Origin of the sequence: Roseomonas sp. HF4 (genome assembly GCF_005222755.1) — a bacterium.
Lineage (GTDB): Bacteria > Pseudomonadota > Alphaproteobacteria > Acetobacterales > Acetobacteraceae > Neoroseomonas.
The window spans coordinates 87,913-107,188 of record NZ_STGD01000004.1 but is presented as its reverse complement, the minus strand read 5'-3'; the positions used below and the strand labels follow the sequence as shown (position 1 = coordinate 107,188).

The following is a 19,276-nucleotide window of genomic DNA, read 5'->3' as shown; positions in this document are numbered from 1 at the left end:
CGCTGGACTCGTTTCGCACGCCCCCCTAACGTCACGCCTCGCGGACGGGGGGCCGTGCCGCTACACCGAGAAAAGGCGCGTCCGGCATGGTTGCTATCGACCTGAAATCCCTCGTCGGCCGAATGAATGCGCTGTGCCGCCGGCAGCTCGAGGCCGCGGCGGGGCTCACCCTGTCCCGCACGCACTACAACGTCGAGGTCGAGCACGTCCTGCTCAAGCTGGTCGAGACCGGGGGCTCGGACGTCTCGGCGGTGCTTCGCAAGGGCGGCGTGGACGCCGGGCGCGTGGCCAACGAGATCACCCGCGCACTCGACCGGTTCAAGACCGGCAATGCCCGCGCCCCCTCCCTCTCCCCCGACATCGTCACCTGGCTGCGCGAGGCCTGGCTGCTGACCAGCCTCGAGAGCGGGAGCCCGAAGATCCGCTCCGGCCACCTGCTGGCCGTGCTGCTGAACGACGACACGCTCGGGCGCGTGGTCAAGGAAAGCGCGCCGTCGCTGCTCAACCTGCCGGCCGATGCCGTGCGCCGGAATCTCGGCGAGCTGGCCGAGGGCAGCGAGGAGGCCGCCGAGGCGAGCGCCGAATCCGCGGAGCCCGGGGCGCCCGGCGCGCCCGGCGGCGAGGCGCCGCGCGCGGGGGGACCGCTCGACCAGTACTGCACGGAGCTCGTCGCACACGCGAAAAGCGGCAAGATCGACCCGATCCTCGGCCGCGACGCGGAGATCCGCCAGATGGTGGACATCCTCACGCGCCGGCGGCAGAACAACCCGATCCTCACCGGCGAAGCCGGCGTGGGCAAGACAGCGGTGGTCGAGGGCCTGGCGCTGCGAATCGCGTCCGGCGACGTCCCCGACGCGCTCAAGGGCGTGAAGCTCTTTTCGCTCGACATGGGCCTGCTGCAGGCCGGCGCGGGCGTGAAAGGCGAGTTCGAGAACCGCCTGAAGGGTGTCATCGACGCGGTCAAATCCTCGCCGACGCCGATCGTCATGTTCATCGACGAGGCGCACACCCTGATCGGCGCCGGCGGCGCGGCCGGTCAGAACGACGCGGCGAACCTGCTGAAGCCCGCGCTGGCGCGCGGCGAGATGCGCTGCATCGCGGCCACCACCTGGGCCGAATACAAGAAGTACTTCGAGAAGGACGCCGCACTCACCCGCCGCTTCCAGGTGGTCAAGGTCGAGGAGCCGTCGGAGCCGCTCGCCTGCGCCATGCTGCGCGGCCTCGTGAGCACGCTGGAGAAGCACCACGGGGTACGCATCCTGGACGAGGCGATCACCCAGGCGGTCAAGCTGTCCGCCCGCTACATCCCCGCGCGCCAGCTGCCCGACAAGGGCGTGTCGCTGCTGGATACGGCGTGTGCGCGCGTCGGCATGTCGCAGGCCGCGATCCCCGCGCCGGTCGAGGACCGGCAGCGCCGGCTGTCGCTGATCGATACCGAACTCGCCGCAATCCGGCGGGAGGAAGCGACGGGCACCGACCACACCTCGCGGCGCGAGGCGCTCGAGCAGGAGCACGCCAAGGTCTCGGGCGAACTCGAGGAGGTGCTGAACCGCTGGGAGGAGGAAAAGGCGCTCGTCGCGAAGATGCGCGACCTCCGTCATCAGATCGAGGCGGCGGCGGTGCCGATGCCCGAGCCCGCGGGCGGCAGCGCAGAACCCGTGGACACGGAGGCGCTCAAGAAGGAGCTCGGCGAGACCGCCGACACGCTGCACAAGCTGCAGGGCGAGGAGCCGCTGGTCTTCCCGGTGGTGGACGGCCAGGCGGTCGCCGACGTGGTCGGCACCTGGACCGGCATCCCCGTGGGCCGGATGGTGTCCGACGAGATCCACACGGTCCTCAAGCTCAAGGACCACCTGATGGAGCGCGTGGTCGGCCAGGACCATGCGCTCGATGCCATCGCGCAGGCGATCCGCACGTCGCGCGCCGGACTGACCGACCCGCGCAAGCCCATCGGCGTGTTCCTGATGGCCGGCACGTCCGGCGTCGGCAAGACCGAGACGGCGCTCGCGGTGGCTGACCTGCTCTACGGCGGCGAGCAGAACATGACCACCATCAACATGAGCGAGTTCAAGGAGGAGCATAAGGTCTCCCTGCTCATGGGCTCGCCCCCCGGCTACGTGGGCTACGGCGAGGGCGGCGTGCTGACCGAGGCGGTGCGCCGGCGCCCGTACTCCGTCATCCTGCTGGATGAGATGGAGAAGGCGCATCCGGGCGTGCAGGACGTCTTCTTCCAGGTGTTCGACAAGGGCGCGATGAAGGACGGCGAAGGCCGCGACATCGACTTCCGCAACACCGTCATCATCATGACGTCGAACGCGGGCACGGACACGATCGACAAGCTCTGCGCCGACCCCGAGATGGCACCCGAGCCGAACGAGCTGCGCGAGGCGCTGATGCCGGACCTGCTCAAGTCGTTCAAGCCGGCCTTCCTCGGGCGCACCAACGTCGTCATCTACTATCCGCTGCCGCCCGAGATCCTGAAGAAGATCGCGGGCCTCAAGCTGCGCAGCATCGGCCGGCGGCTCAAGGAAGCCTACAATGTGCCGCTGCAGGTGGACGACGCGGTGATCGACGCGGTGGTCGAGCGCTGCAAGGAGGTCTCCTCCGGCGCGCGCAACATCGACAACATCCTCAGCAGGACGGTGCTGCCCGAACTGTCGGCGCGCATTCTCGGGCGCCTCGCGGACGGGCATGAAATCCTTCAGGTCAAGGTGGGCCTGAACGACGACGGCTCGTTCCGCTACGACGTCGCGTGAGGTATATGATCACCCACCAGGGGACGGCAGCGGGCCAGCCCCGGGGGGCAGGATGGGAAAGGGAATAGAGCAATGCCGATTTTCATGAAGTATGACGGGATCGAAGGCGAGGCCACCACGACGGGCTTCGAGAAGCAGATCGAGATGACCTCCTTCCAGTTCGGCGTCGGCCGCGGCATCAGCTCCGCCTATGGCCAGTCCACGCGCGAGAGCAGCATCGCCTCGGTCAGCGAGATCACGATGACGAAGCCCACGGACGGTTCGTCGACGAAGCTCTTCGTCGCGGCCCTGACCGGCGAGCTGAACAAGAAGGTGACCATCTCGATGGTCCGCACCTCGGCGGGCTCGGTGCAGCCCTACATGGTCTACGAACTCGAGGGCACGGGCATCTCCGGCTACAGCCTCTCCTCGGGTGGCGACCGCCCGTCGGAGTCGCTCAGCCTGAACTTCGACAAGATCTCGTTCAAGTACCTCCTGGTCGGCGACGACCTGAACCAGAGCCCGGAAGTCGTCGGCTACGACCTCTCGAAGGGCGACACGTTCTGAGGCGCGCGGCGCGGGCCGCCAAGGCCTGCGCCACGAAGGCCGCACGACAATGCCGCTCGGAGGGATCCGGGCGGCATTTTTCCTGGGAAGCGCGCTTCGCGTCCCGGATGCACCCAGCGTTCCCTGAACGCGCCCCGCGGGGAGGACCGATGCCATGGCCGAGACCGCCATCTTCCTGTCGTTCGAGGGGGTCGACGGCGAGGCCGCCGTCGCGTCGGGCATCTCCTCGGCGCCGGCCGGCGGCGGCTGGATCGGACTGACCAGCTGCGAGTACGGCGGCATCGCGAACTACGCGCAGCAGACCGCATCGCAGAGCGAGATGCAGACCGAGATGCACATCACCGTCACGAAGGACACCGACGCCGCCTCGATCGGCCTGCTGCGCCAGGCCCTGACCGGCGACTTCAAGAAGAACGTCGTCATCGTCTTCGTGCGGCAGGCGGCCGGGGAGGCACTGGAATACCAGCGGCTCGAACTGGCCAATGCCGGGATCGTCGGTTTCGAGCTGGCGGGCAGCGCCGACCGCCCGTCCGAGATGTACCGGCTGCACTGCGGCGAATTCACGATATCGAGCTGGTCCTTCGAAGGCAGCGAGCGGCGCGCGCCGGCCGTCACCAACATCCGCAACGAGATCTGAGCCCATGCCTCTCCTCATGCACATGGCGAACATCCAGGGCGAGAGCAAGATCGAGCAGGGCTGGATGACGGCCGAGAGCTTCCAGTGGGGCGGCTCGCGTTCGGGCGCGCTGCAGACGGGCGGCACCTACGGGCGCTCGGGTACCTTTGCCGCCGTGCAGCTCACGGGCCTATTCGTCAGCCGGCTCGCGGATTCCACCTCGGCGCTGCTGTGGAACGAGATGGTCGCCGGCGCGACGGCACTGCTGAAGTTCAAGTGGATGCGCACGAGCCCCGGCTCCGAGGTGCCTGTTCCGTACATGGAAGCCGAGTTCCGCAATGCCAAGATCACGAGGATCTCCGCGACCGCCGGCGGCGACCGGCCGTCGGAGGCGCTGGAATTCACCTACTCGGAAGTCGAGTTCCGCGTCATCAACATCGGCGACAGCCTGTCGGGCGCGCAGGACGTGGTGTCGTACGTCCTGCCGTCGCACGCGCAGGGCTGAGGGTCACCGCGGGCAGTCGACGGCGACCGCGCTGACATTGTCGCGCGCGCCGCGGCCCACGGCCTCGGTGACGATGCTGTTCGCATCGCCGCCATTCGACAGCATCTGCGCGATCTCGGGCTCGGGGATCGTCTTGAACAGCCCGTCGGTGCAAAGCAGGTAGCGGTCGCCCTCGAGGATGCGGCCCGACACCTTGTCGAGTTCGAGCTCGCCCTGCGCGCCGATCGCGCGCGTGATGACATTCGCCTGCGGGTGGCTCTCGGCCTCCTCCTCGCGCAGCGTTCCCTGGTCCACGAGTTCCTGCACCAGCGAATGGTCGCGTGTCACGCGCTGCAGCGCGCCGCCGCGCAGCAGGTAGCCGCGCGAATCGCCCGCCCAGAGCATCGCGAAATGGTCCCCGCGCGCGAGCATCACGACGACCGTCGATGCCAGGATGCGGCCTGGGCCGCGCCGCGCGGCCTCCTCCTGCAGTTCGGCATGCACGTGGGTGAGCCTGAGCCTGACCTGCGCGAGCAGCTCGGCCGCCGAGAGCCCCGGCGGGATGGTCTCGAGCGCGGCGATGATGGCCGAGGAGGCGACATCCCCCGCCCCATGCCCTCCTGCTCCGTCGGCGACCACCCAGAGCCCGCAATCGGGCCTGTCGAGCAGCGCGTCCTCGTTGCGTTGCCGCACGGCACCCGGATGGGTGGCGGCATGGGATGTCAATTGGACGCTCATGCCTCGGCTTCCAGCAGGTAGGCGAAATCGACGGGCGACGGCAGGGCCGACAGGGCCCAGACCATCGGCGGGACACGTCCCCCGCCCGAAGTCCACCACCCGCCGCCTTCGGGCGCGGGCGGAACCGTCGAGGAACCCGTCGAAGGGGTCGGGGCCGCTTCGGCCGCCGGATCGGCGGACCAGGTTACTGCCGTACCCCAGGGATCGGCAGGCGGCAGGGCGGCTGAGGATGCCTCCGGCAGGGCGGCGCCCGGCGCCTCGTCGGGCCGGAGGAGGGGCGCGGCGGTCCAGGGGTCCGGCGCCATGGGCCATGCCGGCGCATCCGTGTCCTGTCCCGCCGCAGGTCCTGTGCCTGGCAGGGCGAGGCTCTCGGCGCCTGGGCATTGCGGGGACTGGCCGAAGCGATCGGGGTCTGGCGGCAATGCCGGCACCGGGCCGGCGGCGCCCGCGCCGATCAGCAGCGCAAGCGTGCTATCCTCCCCGGACGGCGGCTCCGGGATCGCCGGGAAGGACACCTCCGCGGCAGCGCCGCCGTCGGCGAAGAACGACAGGACATCGCCGTCCGGCCCTGCGACCGCGTCGGGCGATGCCGGCGCAGCGACGGAGAACGGCGGGATGGGAACGGCCTCCGCCGGCACAGCCTCGACGGACGGCGTCAAGGGCTCCGTCCGGGCGCCAGATGTCAGGAAGTCGAGCACATCCTCGCCTTCCTCCGTCGCGCCTTCGCCCGGAGGCAGGGTTTCGGGGGAAGGGAAGTCGGCGAGGTCCTCATCGCCAAGCCCAGGCAGGGCTGCCGGCGTGCCGAGCACATCCGCTGCATCCGCGGGCTCGCCAACGGCCCAGGGGTCCGGCATCGGGGCCACGGGCGCGCCCGGCAGGTCCTGCGCGGGCATGTCGAGGCCAGGCAGGAAGCCAACCGCCGGACCCGCCCCATCGGCCGTGGGCAGCGGGATCGCGGCAGCCAGGGCGTCGGCGTCGGCCCGGCCCGCCCGGCCCGCCATCGCCGCGGCCTCGACCACATCGAACCAGGTCGGCGAAGGGGGCGCCGCACCCGGCGCCAGCAGCGCCGCGAGCGTGATCGGGAAGCGGCGGCCAACCTGGTCCTCGCTCGGCAGCATCACGCCGGCGACCGCATCGGGACCGCAGGCGCCGGCGGGCAGCGCGAAGCGCCAGGCGGGCGCAGTGTCCCAGACCTCGGCCCAGGCCGCGCCCTTCGCGTCCCGAGCCCGCGCGATGCCGGCCTGAAGCCAGGCGTCCCATGGCGCGACGAAGCTCGTCGGCAGGCCCCGGCGCACGAAATCGCCATGCGCCGGCACCTTGCCGAAGAGCCCGGTCAGGGGGCGAGGGTCGGGCACCGGAACTGCGCCAGTTCGGCCAGGCCGAAGGGATGCTGGGAACTGCCTGCCCGAAGTTCGAAGTCGATGCTGCGTTCGCCCTGCACCACGCGCAGCCGCATCCGTTCCGGCGAAGGGCCGCGGGCCAGAGTGCTGCCGCGCCGCATCACGAGGCGCAGCGCCGACCAGGGCCCGTCGAAGGCGAGCGGCCCGACGATGGCCGGCGGGTCGAAGGTGAGCGTCGTGTTGCCGCGCGCCGGCCAGGTCAGCGCGATCGGCCGCGCCGCCCCGCCCTGCTGGATCTCGGTGCGCGTGCCTTCGAACTCCAGCGTCGCCGACAGCGCGCCGGGGTCCATCCCGCGCGGCACCAGGTCGAAGCGCAGGCCGAGCGAGGCGACCGAGGGATAGAAGGCCTCACGGATCGCGACCGCGCGCTGGAACTGCATCAGGTCGGCCGCGCTGACCGGCGGCGGCAGGCCATCCGTCGCCACCGGCCGCCAGGGCGTGCTGGTGGTGTCGACATAGGGGCGCAGCGTCTGCGTGAAGAACTGGTCGAACACCCCGCCACGCCCGAACAGGCGGTTGAAGTCGTCGACCGGGATGTCCTCCCCGTTCGGATTGAAGGGGAAGCGCTGCTCGAGCCCGCGGCAGAAGGGAGCGAGCTGCTGCGCCGCCGCCGCCGCGACCGCGGCCCGCGCGCCACCGCCGCGCGCGGCGTTGGTCTGGGTGACCATGGTCAGCAGCCAGCGCTGCACGGGCTGCGGCTGGCGGGCCGCCTCGGCCTGCAGGCGCTGGCCGGGGTCGAGCCCGGCGGGCTGCGCCGGCACCGTGCCGGGCGGCGCGGTGGCCAGGCGCTGCACCTGCACGAACAGGTCGTTGACGATGCGCAGCACGCCGTCGATCGGGTCGCCCGCCGCGGCGCGCAGCGCCTCGAAGCGCGGCTCCACGTATTCCACCACCGGCTCGGCGCCAGTGGGCTCCGCCGGCTGCGCCGGCTGCCCTGCCTGCGGCGCCGGGCGCGGCTGCCGGCCGGGCGGCGCCCAGCCCTGCGGCGGCGTTCCCACCGCCAATTGCCGCGCGATCGAGCGGAGCAGATCCTTCATCGGCGAATTCGGCGCGCCGAGGATGTTCAGCGCCTCAGCCTGCATCGGCAGGGCGGCGGGCAAGGGTGCGAGGTTCAGGTCATCGAGCATGCGCTGCCACTGCCGCACGTATTCCTCGGCGTAGAGGCGCAGCACCGCGCGTTCCAGTTCGACGGGGTCGTCGGTGCCGAGATTGGCGCCCTCGGCGCCCAGCACCCAGTATTCCGCCACGCCCTGGCGGACCGCATTGCCGAGCACCGGCAGCAGGCCGCGGTACAGCCCGTCGATCGTGTAGAGGCCGGGCACGCCCTCGGTCAGCGGCTGGGCAGAGGCGCGGGTGAAGTAGCGTTCCCCCGCCTGCCCGATCGCATCCGAGGGCCGCCACGGCTGGATGTTCGCCCCGGCCGAGGATGCGGCCGTCTGCAGGCGGGAGAAGACGCGGTCGGCCAGCGGCAGCCGCGAGAAGATACGCCGCGATGCGTCCACCAGCGCGCCATCGACCGGGTAGCGGAAGTAGTTGCGCGCGATCGTCGCCTCCAGGTGCCCCATCAGCGCATCGCGCACCGGCTGGTTCACCTGGCCGGGGAAGGTGCGGAGCCAGTCGCGATTGAACCACGCCTTCACGAGTTCCAGATCGACCGGGCCTTCCTGGCCGAGCATGAGATAGGCGCGTGTCGCGTCGTAGAGCTCGTCCGGGCGCTGGAAGGACGCGCGCATCTCCTGCTCGAGCCGCGCGAGCAGGCGCGGCAGGAAGGACCGGTCGAGCGCCCGGCGATAGGCCGCGCCGGCGCCGGCGACGAGCTTGCCCTCCTGGCTGAGGCCGAGCGTCGCGCCGTCGCCGCGCGCCGCGGGCGGCAGGTCCCGCGCCGCGTCGAGGTAGGGCAGGATGCGGCGGAACTCGGCCTCGGTGACACGCTCGAAGGGCAGGCCCTGGGAGGCCTGCTCGGCCTTGGCGACCTGTTCGGCCAGCCGCGCGACGCGCGTCTGCTCGGCACTCCAGGCGTGCCAGCCATAGGCGCCGCCACCCAGCAGCAGAAGCCCGGCGAGGGACCAGGACGCGATGGCCACGACCCGGCGACGCTTGTCCGCCACCCGGTCGCCCGAGGCGAGGCGCGCCTCGTTGAAGATGACATCCTTCAGCAGCCGCGTGATGAAGTAGGCGCGGCCCTTCTGCTGCATGACCGAGGCCGGCCGCCGCGGGTCGAGCCCGAAGGAGCGCGACAACGCGCCCGCCAGCCGGTCGAGCGGGCTGCCTTCCTGCGTGCCGGAGGTGAGATAGACGCCGCGCAGCATCGGCGCGGGATCGAGCCGCGTGCCGCCGAAGGCGACCGAGACGAAGGCGGCGAGCGGCGCCTCGAGCGAGGCAAACTGCGCCGGAAAGCCGGCCAGCGCCGCGCGCTGCTGCGGCCCGCGCTCCTGCTGCAGGCGTTCCAGCACGCGGTCCTGCACGCGGCCGAGCAGCGCCTGGAATTCCTCCCCGAACTTCGCGACGGCGCCCGCCTCGCCGATCTCGACCGGGAATGTGAAACCCCAGACCTGCTCGCGCGCGGTCTTGTCGAGGTCGTCGAAGAATTCCATGAAGCCGGCCAGCAGGTCGGCCTTGCTGATCATGAAGTAGACCGGCAGGCGCTGGCCGAGCTTCTCCTCCAGTTCCTTGACCCGGCGGCGGACGCTCCGCGCGTGCTGCTCGCGTTCCTGCGGGCCGAGGCGGGAGATCATATCGACGCCGAAGGTGACCAGCACGCCGTTGAGCGGCAGCCGCGGCCGCGCCTTCTTGAGCAGCGTCAGGAAGCGTTCCCAGCCGGCCTTGTCGGCCGAGGCGTCGGAATCCTGGCTGGTGTAGCGCCCGGCCGTGTCGATCAGCACCGCGTTGTCGGTCAGCCACCATTCGCAGAGCCGCGTGCCGCCCACGCCCTGCAACTTGCCGCCGTCGGTCAACGGGAACTCGAGGCCCGAATTGGCCAGCGCCGTCGTCTTGCCCGACCCCGGCGGGCCGATGATGACGTACCAGGGCTGCTCATAGAGGAAGCCGCCCTTCTTGCCCGAGGTCGACTTCAGCTTGTCGAGCGCGGCCGTCAGCTTGTCACGAAGCTCGGCCTCCTCCTCGGCGGCGCGGTCGGCGCCGGGTTCGGGCTCGGCGATGCCCTGCACCAGCAGCGCATCGCGCCGACGGCGGCGGCGGTCCGTCAGCCAGAGGAACAGCAGCACCACGACGAACAGCACGGCGCAGAGGATCATCCGGTTGATCTCGCTGGCCAGCGGCGAGACTCCGCCGACCTTGAGCAGCGGGCCGAACATCCAGATGACCGGCAGGAGCAGGCCGACGCCCGCCAGCGCCGCAAGCGCACGCCCGGAAACGAACGGGCGGAGGACGGAGAGCATCATCATCAGTTCGTCCCCCGCAGCAGCACCACTTCGATCCTTCGGTTCTGCTCGCGCCCTTCCGCGGTGCGGTTGTCCGCCAGCGGCTCGGCATCCGCCCGCCCCTCGATCGTGAAGCGGGCCCGGTCGCCGGCGGCGGCGGTGATGATCTCGGCAGCCGCCTCGGCACGCGCGGTCGACAGGTGGAAGTTGGACGGGAAGCGCACGGTGCGGATCGGCTGGTTGTCGGAATGGCCGATGATCTGCACGCGGCCGGGCTCGACGCGCAGCCCCTCCCCCACCCGCCGCAGCACGGGAATGAAGGCGTTCTCGACCGTGGCGGAACCCGAGCCGAACATGCCGCGGTTGCGGATGCGCACCGTCACCGACCGTCCGTCGCCGAAGACGCCGAGCAGGCCCTGGTCGATCTCGGGCTTGAGGAATTCCCGCAGCGTGACGAGGAAGTCGGGCCGCGGCGGCGCGATGAAGGCTGGTGCGGGCGGCGGCGGCGCGGGCGGGCGCGGCGGCGCCTGGCGCACGATCTCGGGCACCGCGCCGGGCGGCAGCGCGGCCATGCGCTCATAGAGCCCGTCCGACCCCTCGTTCATCGCATTCGCGAGCCAGGCGTAGCCCATGCCGAGGCCGAACACCGCGACGCAGGCCGCGACCCAGGCCGGCACGCCCTTGCGCGGGCCGCGATGCGGCGCCTCCACACCCTTCCAGCGCGGCGAGAGCTCCCGCTCCCACGGCTGCCGCACCTGCGCGAGAAGCTGGTACAGCCCCTCCCGTATGCGCTCGAGGTCGGAGGCGCCGCGCGGCGAGAGGCGGTAGCGCCCCTGGAAGCCGAGCGCGAGGCAAAGGTAGCAGACCTCGAGCGCGTCCTTCCAGCGCCCGGGATCCTTCTGCATGCCGGCCAGGACATCGAAGAAGCGGTCGCCCGACTTCACTTCCTGGTGGAAGGTCGCGACCAGCGACTGCACCGACCAGACGCTGCCCTGGCCCCAGTTGTAGGACAGCACCACGTCGTCGAGGCTGGCGCAGAGGATGTAGTGCGCCGCGCGCACCTGCTCGGCGCTGATGCCGAGGTCGCGTGCATCCGTCTCAAACTGGCCGAGCGCCCGGAGCGTGCGTTCCCGCAGTTCCTGGCCCTGCGGCGGCGCGGTCGTCGCGGCATTGGACAGGCGAGCGAGCAGGTCGAGCAGCGGCTGCGCAGCGGCGGCGAGCGGCCCGATGCCGACCTTTGGCAGGGCCTCGGCCTCGCCCGCGAGGCGCGGGGCGGCTTCGCCGCGCGCCGCCGGGGCCGTGCCGGTCGGCAGGCCCGGCGGCGTGCCGAAGGGGGGCGGGGCGCCGGGCGGCGGCCCCGCGGGGAAGCCGGCAGCGGGCTGCGGGCGGGGCGGCGGTGGCGCGCCACCCGGGCCGCGCACCACCGTGCGGTCGCCGTCGTCGGGTTCGGCGAAGGGATTGTCGCTCATCGCGCGCGGTCCTTCGGTTCGGGCCCGGGCATCAGCCGCGGATCGCCCAGAGTTCCATCTTCAGGTTCGGGAATTCGCCGGAGACGTGGATGGCGAAGGCGCCCGAATTCTGCATCTGCGCCCAGTGCGGGCTGCCGCGGTCGAGCTCGAAGTAGACCGCGGCGGAGTGGAACGGGATCTGCCGGGGCGCGACCGGCAATGGCCGGACCTGGATGCCGGGCAGCGCCACGTTCACCAGTTCGCGGATGTGTTCCACCGCGCCGATCTTGACCTGGTTCGGGAAGACGCGGCGCAGCTGCTCGCTCGGCAGGTCGGCCTGCACGGTCAGCACGAACTGGCTCGCGCGCAGCAGGTTGCGGTCGGTGATGGGGCCGACGCGCACGCCGAACTGGCGTTCCTGCAGCGGGATCGAGACGGCGTTGGTCTCGAGCACCATCGACAGGCTGCGCCGCAGGTCCGCCACCACCGGCGCGAAGGACCGCTGCAGGTCGTCGTGCCGGTAGGCCGGGTAGGTCGCGGCCATGCGCTTCGGATCGGTGAAGGTGGCGAGTTCGCCGGCGAGCTGCACGAGCGCGGCATAGAGCTGCTCGGGGTGCACGTTGCCGGCATCGGCCCAGTGCGCGAGCAGCGGCTGCCAACGATTGACGGCCTGCAGCAGCAGGAAGTCCGCGACCTCCGCCACGCCGCGCGCGCCGGGTTGCGACAGGCGGGCGCCCAGCGCCTCCGCCCGCTGGCCGAGCATGCCGACCAGCTCCGCCACCAGGTTCGCGAGCGGCGGGGAGGCCGAGACACGCAGGCAGGGCGGGATGAAGCGTTCATCCACCAGGACCCGGCGGTCGGCCTGCACCTCGACCACGCGCGTCAGGCCGATGCAGGAGAAGCCCGCGCGTTCCTCGGTCTCGAGCATGAAGCGCAGCCGCGGGCGGCCGACCTGCAGTTCGGCGGGCACGGTCGCGTCGGAATGCGTGTCGAAGGCGTCGAAGCCGCGCATCGCGTAGCGCGCCGCAGCCGTCTCCGGCCCTTCCGAGAAGGCGATCTCGGGGCTGCCGGGCTGCCGCACGGGCAGGGCCAGGTAGACGAGGCAATTGCGCGTGCCTTCCGGCAGGTCGAGCGGCTTCGGCTGGTCCGCGTGGCTCGGCACCGAGAAGGCGGTGCCGTCCTCCATGATGCCGGTGGCGGACGCGATGGCAAACTTGCCCGCCGCCAGCAGGTCGCGGTCGAGCGCCAGTTCCGTGATGCCCCAGGGATGCGGCCGGAGCGGCGCGGCGCGCGCCTGCAGCATCCATTCGGCATGCCGGTCCTGCTGCTGGAAGTGCTGGGCGCGGAGGAACATGCCCTCCTGCCAGACCACCTTGTCGTGCCACAGCATCCGCGAAGTGCTCCCCTGCCCCCGGCCCTATCGGTCCTTCCGCGACGCCTGCTCGTAGGCGCGCGCGAATTCCTTGCCGAAGGCGCTGTCGAAATCGTCGTCGAACTGCTCGGTGACCTGCTGGTGGAGGCGCTTGTAGGCCTCCCATAGCCGCTTGTCCTTGCTCGCGAAAAGGCCGCCGCTGCCGCCTTCCTGCGCCTCGAGTCCCGCCGGTGCGAGGCGCGCGAGCAGTGCGCGCGCCGCGGCCTGCGTCGCGGCCAGCGTCGCGACCTGGTGCGCCGTCAGGTCCTCGACCGTCTCGCGCACGGCGCGCGGGCCGACCTGCGCGCCCGCCGTCAGCAGCGAGGCGAGCGCCTGTTCGTCGGAAGCCGCGAACTTGACGGGGTTGTTGCCCGCCGCGCGCAGCATGGTCTGCTCGATGCGGAATTCGCGCTTCACGTCGCCCCGCGCGATCAGCAGCTGGCGAAGCCCGGCGATCGCCGCGTGGAACGCCGCGCCCAATGCGTGCAGCGCGGCGTCGGGATCGGCAGTCGCCGCCAAGTGCGGCGGCAGCCCCGCCCCCGCGAGAAAGGCTGCGAGGCCGCCATCGGCGCCGACGGTGCCCGCCGCCGGGCGTGGCGGCGCGGGGGGCACCACGGCCGGCGGCGGTGCGGCCACGGGTGGCGGCGGAGGCTCCGCGAACGGGTCGGGCCCCGCCGGAGGCGGCATGGGCGGCGCGGCCTGGGGCGGGGATCGGGGAATCGGCGCCGGCGCCGGCGGCGCGGGCGGCATTGTTGGCACGAAGGGATCCGGCCCGGACGGCAGCGCGCTGCCCGGCCCGGGCATCGCGGGGCTCGGCGGCAGGGGGGCGGCGAAGGGGTCCGGGCCTGCCGGCGGTAGGGGGGCGGTGAAGGGGTCCGGGCCTGCCGGCGCTCGCGGCGGCGCGGGCGGCGGAGCCGGCGGCGCCACCGGCTTTGCGGGCGCGGGCGGCGGCGCGGCGCCGGGCGCGCCCGGCGAGAGGTCGAAATTCCAATCGTCCGGGATCTGCCCCGCAGCGCCGCTCGGTGCGGAAGTCTGCGGCGGCGGGGGCGGCGCCGGCGCGGCCGGGGTCGGGCCGAGGTCCCAGCTGTCGGGGATGACCGGGACCTGCTGCATCGGCCGGGGCGGCAGGAACGCGTCCGACGTGGAGGGCCGGTGGTCGGGCATGGCCGGCCCCTCGGCGAAGGGGTCGGCATCGCCTTGCGGCCCCGCGGCGCTCGGCAGCCCCGGCAACCCTGCGCCCGGCGCCTTCGCGCCCAGGTAGGGATCGCCCGGGAGACGGGGTTGCAGGGGCTCGTCCCGTGGTGGCGGGCCGCCCCAGGGCTGTTCCGCCGGCGCGCCCCATGCCGGAGCGGCAGGCTGGTCCCAGCCGCCCGGAGTGGGGGGCGTGGCGGCCGGCTGGTCCCAGCCGCCCGAAGACGCGGGCGCGGCCGCAGGCTGGTCCCAGCCGCCGCCGGGCGGCTGCGGCGCAGCGCCGGGAAGGCCGCCCGACCAGCCGGGAGAGGCCTGCGCCGCGGCCTGCGCGGTCCGCACCTCGATCTCATAGGCGCCGAGCCGGAGCCGGTCGCCATCCTCGAGCATCTTGACCTGGTCGCGCCCGACTGGCGCGGCCGCGTGGTTGACGAAGGTCCCGTTGGTCGAAAGGTCGCGCACCTGCCAGCCGCCGCCGCGGAACTCGAGCACGCAGTGATGCTTGGACAGCAGGCGGTCGGGATCGGGCAGCACCCAGCTGGCATCCGAGCCGCGGCCGATCACGTAGTCGCCCCCGGGCACGCGGCGCTGCTCGGGCACGACGCTGTCGGGGCAGCGCAGGATGCTCAGCGTCAATTCCATCGAGGGGCTCCTCCGCGCAGGGGCGACGCCAACCAGGCCCACCCGCCGGCGACGCGGCGGGCAGGCGCGGACGGGCTTCGGATCGACCCCCAGCATACCCGCCCGGCGAACGGCACGGCATCCTTGAACTGCCGCGGCATCACACCAGCGGCCGGGGCGCAGGACGAAGACAGCCGAAGCGAGGGCGGCGCACCCACGACGCGAGGCGCCGCTGCATCCTGGCTCCTGCCGCCCCCCATCCGCATCCCTCCGTTTCGCCGCCAGCATAGCCATGTTCCTCCGCAACGTGGAACAGGCCGGATGGAACCACAATGGCGCGGGGTCACAGGCCGCGCCCCCGGGGGCGGCTTGCGCCATCGCAAGGTGAGGGCTCCGGAACGTCGCCACCCTGCAACCATGTCCTCGACGCTCGCCCCGCCTGCCGATGCCCTCCTGCGCCATGCGGCCACGCCCTTGCCGCGCTACACGAGCTACCCCACCGCGCCGCATTTCGCCTCGATCGACGGCGAGACCTATGCCGGCTGGCTGCGCGAGGCGAAGCCCAAGGACGCGCTCTCGCTCTATGTGCACGTCCCGTTCTGTCATTCGCTCTGCTGGTATTGCGGGTGCCATACCTCGGTCACGCGCTCGGCCGCGCGGATCGCGCGCTACAATGACGGCTTGGTGCGGGAAGCCGCCATGGTGGCGGCGCTGTTGCCCGCGCATGGCGGCGTGGGGGCGCTGCACCTGGGCGGCGGCACGCCGACCGCGCTCGGCCCGGCGGGCCTGCGGCGACTCGGCGCGGCGCTTCGCGCCAGCTTCGCATTCCGGCCCGGCGCCGAGATCGCGGCCGAACTCGACCCGCGCAGCCTCGACGAGGACCTGCTGGCGGCGCTCGCGGATATCGGGCTGACGCGCGCGAGCCTCGGCGTGCAGGACGTGACGCCCGCGGTGCAGGAGAAGATCGGCCGCGTCCAGCCCACCGCGCAGGTCGAGGCCGCGGTGCGCGGGCTGCGCGCGCTCGGCGTCGCGGGCATCAACATGGACCTGATCTACGGCCTGCCCGGCCAGGATGTGGCCGAGGTCGAGGCCTCCGCCCGCTTCGCCGCGGATTGCGGCGCGGACCGCGTGGCGGTCTTCGGCTATGCCCACGTCCCCTGGATGAAGGCGCACCAGAAGGGCATCCGCGTCGAGGACCTGCCCGATGCGGCGCTGCGCATGCGCCAGGCCGAGGCGGCGGCCCGCATCCTGACCGGCGCGGGCTACGTCGCGATCGGGCTCGACCACTTCGCGCGGCCGGGGGACGGGATGGCGGTGGCGGCGGCACGCGGCGCGCTCCGGCGCAACTTCCAGGGCTATACGACCGATGCCGCGCCGTTCCTCCTGGGCTTCGGCGCGTCGGCCATCGGCAGCACGCCCGGCGGCTTCGTGCAGAACGCGGCGGAGGAGAAGCAGTGGCTCGCCGCCGTCGAGCAGGGACGCCTGCCGGCCGTGCGCGGCCGTGCCCTGACACCGGAGGACCGCATCCGCGCACGCCTGATCGAACGCATCATGTGCGATGGCGCGATCGAGGCCGCCGAGGTGCCGCCGGCCATGATGGACCGCGCCGCCGCGCGGCTGGACGGGCTGCTCGCGGACGGGCTCGTCGCGCGGGACGGCGGGCGGCTGGTCGCGACCGCGGCAGGACGCCCCTTCCTCCGGCATTTCGCGGCGTGCTTCGACGCCTTCCTCAGCCCCTCTCCCGCCCGGCACAGCGCCGCGGTGTAGCCGCGCATCATCCCCGGCTGCGGCAGAGCTTCTCCAGGATCGCGATGAGGTCGGCGGGGTCGTAGGGCTTGGGCAGCACGGGCACGTGCCGGTGGCTCTCCGGCAGGCCGGCGGCCCCATAGCCGGTGGCGACGACGAACGGGATGCCGCGCGTCATCAGCGCATCCGCGACGCCGATCGATGTCTCGCCGCCGAGATTGAGGTCGAGCACCACCGCGTCGGGGGTTTCCTCGTCCAGGCTCGCCATGGCCTGCGCGACCGAACGGGCCGGGCCGATCATGGCGAAGCCGCCGTCGAGCAGCGCATCCTCCACCAGCATCGCCACCAGGGCTTCGTCCTCGACGACCAGGATGCGACGTTCGGGCGCTTCTGCGGTCATGCGCTTCGTCTTCCCTTCGTGCGGGGCGGTACCCCGCCCGCCCCTGCCCGCAATGGCGGGCAGGTCGCCTGGCCGCCGCTACCACCGGTGGCACTCAGCAGCCCGGCCACACGCGCCGGCGGCGCCGATGACGGTCTACCGCAGCCGTCCTTGCCAGTCACGTGCCGTGCGCAGGCGGCCGGCCGTGCTGCCTCATCGCCGCGCGATGACGGCCATCGCGGCCAGCACGGCAATGCCGGCCAGCGCCATGGCGGCGATCGCAAGGCGGGGTCCGAACCCGTCCGCGAGCGCGCCCACGGTCAGCACGCCGAACGGGCCCATGCCGATGCAGGTGGTGGTCAGGCCAAGGATGCGGCTGCGCGCCTCGATGGGCGCCTCCATCATGACCAGGCCGGTCTGCAGGCTGGCGAAGGCTGCGGTGCCGAGGCCCCCCAGCATCAGCAGCAGCGCCGCGGCGGGCAGGCTCGGCGCCAGCGCGGCGGCGGCGAGCACGACGAGGAAGCCTGTCGAGCCGACGGCAAAGGCGACCCGCCCGGGCGGTCGCCCGCGCCTGAGCGCCAGCGCCAGCCCGGCCAGCAGCGCGCCGAAGGGCTCGGCCGCCGCCAGCAGCCCGATCTGGACAGGGCTCGCCTCGAAGGCGATGGCGCCGAAGGCGGGCAGGATGGCGGTGTAGGAGAAGCCGAAGACATTCATCGCCACCGTGACCCCGAGCACGAGGCGGAGCGCGGGGTGTCGCCACGCGATCCGCGCCGCCGCGGCCACGTCGGGCAGCAGGTTGCGCACGATGAGCACGCGACGTTCCTGCCGGTGCACGACGCCCGCGACCAGCAGGAAAGCCGCGACATAGACGACCGAGGCGATGACATAGGCGGCGGTGATGCCGACCGTCTGGTAGAAGATGCCGCCGGCCAGCGGCCCGACCATCCGCGTCGTGCTGTTGGTCATGCTGTCGAAGGCGACGGCCTGCACGATGCGTTCCGGGCCCGCCGCCTCGGCCACCATGCGCCGGCGCGTCGCCAGTTCGTTGGTCCAGACGAGGCCGCCCAGCAGTCCATTGAGGAAGAGATGCCAGAGCGCCAGCTGGCCGGTGGCCGCCAGCGCGGCGATGGCGATGGCGCCGACCGCCGTCAGCGCCTGGCCCGCCATCAGCAGGCGCTTGCGGTCGAGGCTCTCGGCGATGGCGCCGGCCAGGGCGCCGGCCGTCAGCATCGGCAGCGCGCGGGACATGAGCACGAGGGAGACGGCGAAGGCCGAGCCCGTCACCTCATAGGCAAAGAGCCCGCTCACGAGCATCTCCACCCAACGCATCGAGTTGGTCAGGCCACCCGCGCCCCAGAGGCGGACGAAGGCCGCGTCCGCGAGGAGATCGCGGACGGGACTTCGGTCCGGGTCGGGGTCGGGCGCGCTCAATACCCCGAATCGTCAAGCCGCAGCAGCGGGAAGGCGCTGTGCACGTGCGGCAGGTTGGTCGGCGTGGCGGGGCTCACGAAACCGGGCCCGAGTTCGCCCACCGAGGTGACGCCAAGCAGCCCCAGGGCCGAGCGGAACTCGTTCTCCAGAATCTCGAGCAGCCGCACCACGCCCGCCGCGCCGTCCGCCGCCAGCGCGTAGCAGTAGAGCCGCCCGAGGCCCACGCATTCGGCCCCGAGGCAAAGCGCCTTCACGATGTCGGTCCCGCGCGAGAAGCCGCCATCCACCCAGACCTTCGCGCGGCCCGCCACCGCCTGGACGACCTCCGGCAGCACCTCGATCGACCCGCGCCCGGCATCAAGCTGGCGCCCGCCGTGATTCGAGACATAGACGACCTCGACCCCGTGCTGGCAGGCGATGAGCGCATCCTCACCGGTGCCGATGCCCTTCAGGATCAGCGGCATGTCGGGGTGCCGGTCCTTGATGCGCTTCACGTCGTCCCAGTTGAGCATGGCCTGGTAGCGCTGCGCGTCGCCGGTCGCGGTAGCGCGCCAGGGCTTGGCGAAGCGGCGGGCGATGTCGCGTTCCCGCCGCGAATAGATCGCGGTGTCCACGGTCAGGCAGAAGGCGTCGTAGCCGTTGCCCTTGGCGCGGCGGATGCTGTCCTCGATGAAGGCGGCGTCGCCGCGGACATAGAGCTGGTAGATCTTCATCCCCGGCGTCGCCGCCGCGACATCCTCGAGCCCGGGCTTGGAGACCGAGGAGAGCATGATCGGCACGCCGAAGCCCGAGGCCCCCTCCCCCGCCGTCACCGCGCCATTCGCGCCGACCGCCATGAATTCGAGCCCGCCGACCGGCGCGAGCAGCACCGGCAGCCGCACCTTCTTCCCGAACAGCGTCGAGGAGGTGTCGATGCTCGACACGTCGCGCAGGACGCGCGGGCGAAGGGCGAGCGCGTCAATCCCCATGCGGTTGCGGCGCATGGTGGCCTCGGTCTCGGTCGCGCCGACCAGGTAGTCCCAGATGTTCGCGTCGAGCCGGTTCTTCGCCGCCTTCACGAATTCATGCAGCACCAGGTACTTGTCCTGCAGCTGCGTCAGGGTGTCGGGGTTCACGGGCATGGGCGGTCTCG

General features: G+C 72.2%; 14 protein-coding genes. 5 read left to right on the top strand and 9 right to left on the bottom strand.

Annotated features, from left to right (window positions below):
* The first annotated feature begins 86 nt into the window (after window positions 1-86).
* The 4 genes from tssH (at window position 87) to E8M80_RS07950 (ending at window position 4,423) form a co-directional block, all read left to right on the top strand.
* Window positions 87-2,756, top strand: a complete 2,670-nt coding sequence (gene tssH / locus E8M80_RS07965) for a type VI secretion system ATPase TssH (RefSeq protein ID WP_137125150.1) — start codon at window positions 87-89, stop codon at window positions 2,754-2,756.
* A gap of 72 nt (window positions 2,757-2,828) precedes the next feature.
* Complete coding sequence (locus E8M80_RS07960; protein WP_137125149.1) at window positions 2,829-3,302, top strand: type VI secretion system tube protein Hcp; 474 nt, start codon at window positions 2,829-2,831, stop codon at window positions 3,300-3,302.
* Between the two features lie 154 nt (window positions 3,303-3,456).
* Window positions 3,457-3,939 carry a type VI secretion system tube protein Hcp gene (locus tag E8M80_RS07955; protein WP_137125148.1) on the top strand — a complete coding sequence of 161 codons (483 nt, stop codon included), beginning with the start codon at window positions 3,457-3,459 and terminating at the stop codon, window positions 3,937-3,939.
* A 4-nt stretch (window positions 3,940-3,943) separates the two neighbouring features.
* Window positions 3,944-4,423, top strand: coding sequence for a type VI secretion system tube protein Hcp (locus E8M80_RS07950; RefSeq protein ID WP_170979271.1), 480 nt, complete (start codon window positions 3,944-3,946; stop codon window positions 4,421-4,423).
* Between the two features lie 3 nt (window positions 4,424-4,426).
* Here the strand turns inward: E8M80_RS07950 and E8M80_RS07945 are convergent, their stop codons facing one another.
* Genes E8M80_RS07945 through tagH form a run of 6 tightly spaced genes read right to left on the bottom strand, consistent with a single transcriptional unit; the run spans window position 4,427 to window position 14,609 of the window.
* Window positions 4,427-5,140: a PP2C family serine/threonine-protein phosphatase gene (locus tag E8M80_RS07945; RefSeq protein ID WP_137125146.1), complete on the bottom strand. Its 714-nt coding sequence runs from the start codon at window positions 5,138-5,140 to the stop codon at window positions 4,427-4,429.
* Complete coding sequence (gene tagF / locus E8M80_RS07940) at window positions 5,137-6,495, bottom strand: type VI secretion system-associated protein TagF (RefSeq protein ID WP_137125145.1); 1,359 nt, start codon at window positions 6,493-6,495, stop codon at window positions 5,137-5,139. The genes E8M80_RS07945 and tagF overlap by 4 nt, the downstream gene beginning before the upstream one ends.
* Complete coding sequence (gene tssM, locus E8M80_RS07935) at window positions 6,474-9,944, bottom strand: type VI secretion system membrane subunit TssM (protein WP_137125144.1); 3,471 nt, start codon at window positions 9,942-9,944, stop codon at window positions 6,474-6,476. The genes tagF and tssM overlap by 22 nt, the downstream gene beginning before the upstream one ends.
* Window positions 9,944-11,389, bottom strand: coding sequence for a type VI secretion system protein TssL, long form (tssL, locus tag E8M80_RS07930; protein WP_137125143.1), 1,446 nt, complete (start codon window positions 11,387-11,389; stop codon window positions 9,944-9,946). Before tssL ends, tssM begins: the two co-directional genes overlap by 1 nt.
* 31 nt (window positions 11,390-11,420) lie before the next feature.
* Window positions 11,421-12,758: a type VI secretion system baseplate subunit TssK gene (gene tssK, locus E8M80_RS07925; RefSeq protein WP_137125142.1), complete on the bottom strand. Its 1,338-nt coding sequence runs from the start codon at window positions 12,756-12,758 to the stop codon at window positions 11,421-11,423.
* 27 nt (window positions 12,759-12,785) lie between these two features.
* On the bottom strand, window positions 12,786-14,609 hold the full coding sequence (gene tagH / locus E8M80_RS07920) for a type VI secretion system-associated FHA domain protein TagH (protein ID WP_170979270.1): 1,824 nt from the start codon (window positions 14,607-14,609) through the stop codon (window positions 12,786-12,788).
* A gap of 396 nt (window positions 14,610-15,005) precedes the next feature.
* On the opposite strand from tagH, the gene hemN reads away from it, so the two are divergent.
* Window positions 15,006-16,355, top strand: coding sequence for an oxygen-independent coproporphyrinogen III oxidase (gene hemN, locus E8M80_RS07915; protein ID WP_137125140.1), 1,350 nt, complete (start codon window positions 15,006-15,008; stop codon window positions 16,353-16,355).
* A gap of 7 nt (window positions 16,356-16,362) precedes the next feature.
* Here hemN and E8M80_RS07910 read toward each other — a convergent pair whose 3' ends face one another.
* From E8M80_RS07910 to E8M80_RS07900, 3 genes are all read right to left on the bottom strand, one after another.
* Entirely contained in the window at window positions 16,363-16,734 is a 372-nt protein-coding gene (locus tag E8M80_RS07910; protein ID WP_137125139.1) for a response regulator, read from the bottom strand.
* 192 nt (window positions 16,735-16,926) lie between these two features.
* Window positions 16,927-18,144, bottom strand: a complete 1,218-nt coding sequence (locus tag E8M80_RS07905; protein WP_137125138.1) for an MFS transporter — start codon at window positions 18,142-18,144, stop codon at window positions 16,927-16,929.
* The gene (locus tag E8M80_RS07900; protein WP_137125137.1) at window positions 18,141-19,265 is read right to left on the bottom strand and encodes an alpha-hydroxy acid oxidase; all 1,125 of its coding nucleotides are present in this window, start codon (window positions 19,263-19,265) and stop codon (window positions 18,141-18,143) included. The genes E8M80_RS07905 and E8M80_RS07900 overlap by 4 nt, the downstream gene beginning before the upstream one ends.
* Window positions 19,266-19,276 lie beyond the last annotated feature (11 nt).

Bases quoted from the DNA above. Each gene is read 5' to 3' on its own strand.
- tssH (WP_137125150.1), top strand. From the start codon at position 87: ATGGTTGCTATCGACCTGAAATCCCTCGTCGGCCGAATGAATGCGCTG.
- E8M80_RS07960 (WP_137125149.1), top strand. From the start codon at position 2,829: ATGCCGATTTTCATGAAGTATGACGGGATCGAAGGCGAGGCCACCACG.
- E8M80_RS07955 (WP_137125148.1), top strand. From the start codon at position 3,457: ATGGCCGAGACCGCCATCTTCCTGTCGTTCGAGGGGGTCGACGGCGAG.
- E8M80_RS07950 (WP_170979271.1), top strand. From the start codon at position 3,944: ATGCCTCTCCTCATGCACATGGCGAACATCCAGGGCGAGAGCAAGATC.
- E8M80_RS07945 (WP_137125146.1), bottom strand. From the start codon at position 5,140: ATGAGCGTCCAATTGACATCCCATGCCGCCACCCATCCGGGTGCCGTG.
- tssM (WP_137125144.1), bottom strand. From the start codon at position 9,944: ATGATGATGCTCTCCGTCCTCCGCCCGTTCGTTTCCGGGCGTGCGCTT.
- tssL (WP_137125143.1), bottom strand. From the start codon at position 11,389: ATGAGCGACAATCCCTTCGCCGAACCCGACGACGGCGACCGCACGGTG.
- tssK (WP_137125142.1), bottom strand. From the start codon at position 12,758: ATGCTGTGGCACGACAAGGTGGTCTGGCAGGAGGGCATGTTCCTCCGC.
- tagH (WP_170979270.1), bottom strand. From the start codon at position 14,609: ATGGAATTGACGCTGAGCATCCTGCGCTGCCCCGACAGCGTCGTGCCC.
- hemN (WP_137125140.1), top strand. From the start codon at position 15,006: ATGTCCTCGACGCTCGCCCCGCCTGCCGATGCCCTCCTGCGCCATGCG.
- E8M80_RS07910 (WP_137125139.1), bottom strand. From the start codon at position 16,734: ATGACCGCAGAAGCGCCCGAACGTCGCATCCTGGTCGTCGAGGACGAA.
- E8M80_RS07900 (WP_137125137.1), bottom strand. From the start codon at position 19,265: ATGCCCGTGAACCCCGACACCCTGACGCAGCTGCAGGACAAGTACCTG.